2 protein-coding genes and 1 pseudogene are annotated in these 2,806 nt (G+C 65.2%); 2 read left to right on the top strand and 1 reads right to left on the bottom strand.

Annotated elements, in window-relative coordinates:
* Both ENZ75_RS27415 and ENZ75_RS27410 read left to right on the top strand, forming a co-directional pair.
* Window positions 1–1,401 (top strand): sugar ABC transporter ATP-binding protein (locus ENZ75_RS27415; protein WP_164888042.1); only part of this gene is annotated, 1,401 nt, incomplete at its 5' end.
* A gap of 53 nt (window positions 1,402–1,454) precedes the next feature.
* Complete coding sequence (locus tag ENZ75_RS27410) at window positions 1,455–2,450, top strand: ABC transporter permease (RefSeq protein WP_027161057.1); 996 nt, start codon at window positions 1,455–1,457, stop codon at window positions 2,448–2,450.
* A 5-nt stretch (window positions 2,451–2,455) separates the two neighbouring features.
* Here ENZ75_RS27410 and ENZ75_RS27405 read toward each other — a convergent pair.
* Window positions 2,456–2,806: pseudogene (locus tag ENZ75_RS27405) on the bottom strand (phosphonate metabolism protein/1,5-bisphosphokinase (PRPP-forming) PhnN); the annotation flags it as partial.

Below are 2,806 nucleotides of genomic sequence, written 5' to 3'. Positions count from 1 at the left end.
GGCGAAAACGGCGCCGGCAAATCGACGTTGATGAAGATCCTCGGCGGCGTCACCAGGCCCGACAGCGGCACGATCACCGTCGACGGCACCGCGCATGACAGGCTCTCCGTCGAAGCCAGCCTGGGATCGGGCATCGCCTTCGTCCACCAGGAACTCAATTTGTTCGAAAATCTGGACGTCGCCGCCAACATCTTCTTCGGCCGCGAACCTTTGCGCGCCGGGCCGCTCAAGCTCGTCGACCGCGCCAAGCTGCGCACCATGGTGGCGCCGCTTTTGAAGCGCGTCGGCGCCAATTTTTCCGCCGACACGCCGGTCGCGACCCTGTCGCTGGCGCAGCAGCAGATGGTCGAGATCGCCAAGGCGCTGTCGATCGAGGCGCGGCTGGTCATCCTCGACGAGCCGACATCCAGCCTGCCGCTCGCCGAGACCGACAAATTGCTCGACGTCATCAAGGCGCTGAAGGCCGACGGCATCAGCGTCATCTTCATCTCGCACCGCCTGCACGAGGTCGAACGCGTAGCCGACCGCGTCGTGGTGCTGCGCGACGGCATGCTGGCCGGCACCTTGCCGAAGAGCGATATCGGCCACGACCAGATGGTCAAGCTGATGATCGGCCGCATGCTGAAGGAGCGCGAGAAGGCCTCGGAAGCGGCGCGTGCGCCCGGCGCCGTAGCACTTGCGGCCAAGGCCATCCGCACCCCTGCCTATCCCGGCCGCCCGGTCGATCTCGACGTCAGGCGCGGCGAAATCCTCGGCCTCGCCGGTCTTGTCGGTTCCGGCCGCACCGAGCTGGCGCGGGTGTTCTTCGGCATCGATTCGAAGCTCGGCGGCGCGCTGGAACTCGACGGCAAGCCGCTTGCGCTGGCTTCCGCGGCCGACGCCGTCGCGCACGGCATCTTCCTGGTTCCGGAAGACCGCAAGCTGACCGGTATCCTGCTCGACCTGTCGATCGCTCAGAACATTTCGCTGCCCAATCTGCCCGCGCATGCGCGCCGCTCCCTGGTGTCCTCAAGCGCCGAGACCTCCACCGCCGAGAAGCAGAAGAAAGACCTCGGCATCAAGGCGCCTTCGGTGCAGACGCGCACCGGCACGCTGTCGGGCGGCAATCAGCAGAAGGTCGTGCTCGGCAAGTGGCTGGCCATGAACCCCAATGTGATGATCCTCGACGAGCCGACGCGCGGCATCGACATCGGCGCCAAGGCGGAAATCTACGGCCTGATGCGCGCATTGGCCGATGCCGGCGTCGCCGTGCTGATGATCTCGTCGGACATGGAAGAGGTGATCGGCGTGTCCGACCGCATCGCCGTCATGCATGAGGGCCAAATCTCCGGCATTCTCGACAAGGACCGGTTCAGCCAGGAAAACGTGCTGCTGCTGGCGGTGGGCAAGCAGCCGAAGTAGTTTTGCCGGGGTCTCGCGCAAGCGCGATCTGCTCAGGCATTGGGGAGAAGACGATGAGCAAGAAAGATCTCGGCCTGCTGATCCTGATCCTGGTGGTCGGGGCGATCGTTGCGATCATCAATCCGCGCTTCCTGCTGCCGATCAACCTCGCCAACACCTCGAACCTGATCGGTCTGTTCGGCATCCTGTCGATCGGCCAGGCCTTCGTCATCATCACCGGCGGCATCGAATTGTCGGTCGGCTCGGTGGTCGCGCTGCTTGGAACGCTGTTCATCGACTTCATCGCCGTGCGCGAGGTGGGCTGGCCGCTGGCCTTCGTGCTGATCCTGTTCCTCGGCGCCATCATAGGCCTGGTGCATGGCTGGCTGATCACAAGGCTCAAGCTGCAGCCTTTCGTCGTCACTTTGTGCGGCCTGTTGATCTACCGCGGTGTCGCCCGCTTCTACACCGCCGACGGCACGGCGGGTTTTGCGTTCGGCCAGAATTTTCCCGAGCTCGAATTCCTGACGGCCGGACGCTCCTATGGCGTGCCGAACAGTTTCATCGCGCTGATCGTTATTTCGATCGTCATGTGGGTGGTGCTGCATCGCTCGGTGTTCGGCCGCTATCTCTACGCCATCGGCAAGAACGAGGAGGCGGCGAAATATTCGGGCATCCGCACCGGCCGTGTCGTCATCGCCGCCTATGTCATCTGCGGTGTGCTGACGGCGCTGTCGGCGATCTATTTCGCCATGTACACGCGCTCGATCTCGCCGGCCAGCCACGGCCAGTTCTACGAACTCTACGCCATCGCCGCCGCCGTGCTCGGCGGCTTCTCGCTGCGCGGCGGCGAAGGCTCGCTGATCGGCGTCATCCTCGGCACGGTGCTGCTGCAGGAGCTGCAGAATCTCGTCAACCTGCTCGGCATCCCGTCCTCGCTCAACTTCGCGGTGATGGGCGGCGTCATCCTCATCGGCGTGCTGGTCGACCAGCAATGGGGCGTGTTCCGGGAACGGCGGCTGATGGTCGACGCCACCCGCAAGGGCGTGGCGGGCCAGGCTGCGGAATAGCTAGCCTAGATCAGGCCCGACATGTCGGAAAAGGCCATCGCCTTGCGCAGCACCTCGGCGAAGCGTTCGCCGGCGGCTTCGCGCGGGCCGCTGTTGTCGATCGAGGTGACGCCGGGCCCGGACAGAGTGACATTGGCGCTGCGTGCCAGCCGCGCCAGCACTTCGCCGCGGGACTCCCGGCCGCGCATCGCCAGACGCTCGGCCAGCACTTCAGGCGAGGCAGTGATCTCGACGACGGCCAGGTTGGCATAGCGTTCGCGCAAGGAGGGGATGATCGCGCGCGACACATTGGCGACAGCGACACGGCCATTGGCGACAGACCAGTCGACATCGGCGGGGGGGGCGGAGCGCAAACC

This window comes from Mesorhizobium sp. M7A.F.Ca.CA.002.04.1.1, assembly GCF_004022805.1.
GTDB classification, from domain to species: Bacteria; Pseudomonadota; Alphaproteobacteria; order Rhizobiales; family Rhizobiaceae; genus Mesorhizobium; species Mesorhizobium ciceri.
Note: the sequence above shows the minus strand (reverse complement) of the source record. Positions and strands in the feature narration are given on the sequence as shown.